Source organism: Paenibacillus sp. MZ04-78.2, assembly GCF_024213375.1.
In the GTDB taxonomy this organism is placed as follows: domain Bacteria; phylum Bacillota; class Bacilli; order Paenibacillales; family NBRC-103111; genus Paenibacillus_G.
Genome location: NZ_JANAVJ010000148.1, coordinates 1 through 413 on the forward strand (window position 1 = coordinate 1; position 413 = coordinate 413).

At 46.5% G+C, this 413-nt stretch carries 1 protein-coding gene; it reads right to left on the reverse strand.

The window, feature by feature from the left end; genetic code table 11:
- Positions 1–21: 21 nt before the first annotated feature.
- Positions 22–413: zinc metalloprotease (locus NLX71_RS26450; protein WP_483874635.1), on the reverse strand; the 392-nt coding region annotated here is incomplete at its 5' end.

Genomic DNA, 413 nt, shown 5'->3' on the forward strand with positions numbered 1-413 from the left:
ATGAAATTTCACACCTCCTTGTTAATTTCCATATTTTTCTTTGATGTGTTCCTTATCGGCTTGCTGCGGTTTATTATCCTCCCAAACGATTGACGTATCTCTCATAACCGAAGAGACGCCTGAGTTATTATGCTTAAGTCCTACCGCATGACCAAACTCATGCGAGAATGCATACGTTGTTCCATTACTATCAAGCTTGCCGAGATTGGCGTGATCGAATCGAACTCTTGCCCTATCTCTTTGATCGTCAGGGTTCACTTGGGTCCATCCAAATAAACCATACGTCCAATAATCGACAACTCCATATACATCTAGACCGGTAAGGGAATCTCCCGTAGTCGACGCCCGAGCAGCGTTACGAAGCCCGGCTTGCGGAGAGTCGACCGATTCTGGGTACGTTCTCGGCTTGGTTG